Source organism: Klenkia sp. AC732, from assembly GCF_979256525.1.
In genome coordinates this window covers 1-271 of record NZ_CEEDOS010000117.1, presented here as the reverse complement: position 1 = coordinate 271, position 271 = coordinate 1, and the positions used below count along the sequence as shown (strand labels likewise).

At 81.2% G+C, this 271-nt stretch carries 1 pseudogene; it reads right to left on the bottom strand.

The window, feature by feature from the left end:
* Positions 1-200, bottom strand: a pseudogene (locus tag AC0IVP_RS21915) (phosphoglycerate dehydrogenase); the annotation flags it as partial.
* Positions 201-271: the final 71 nt, after the last annotated feature.

Genomic DNA, 271 nt, shown 5'->3' with positions numbered 1-271 from the left:
GCGGGGAGGGAGGTGAGGCCGCCGGGCCCCCACCCCTGGGCGAGCGCGGCGTCGCCGGTGGGCGCGCCGTCGGCGGGGTCGCCCCGGTGCGCGTGGACGCGCGGGGAGAGCGCCTCCAGGGCGTCGGCCAGGGCGCGGGAGGGGACCCGCACGTGCAGGTCCTGGTCGTCGGGGAGGTCGAGGACGAGGCTGTCGGACACGGGTCCCGACGGGAGGGGGCCCTCGCGCGGACGGCGATCCGGGCCCCGCTGCTGCGTACCCTGGGCGGGGT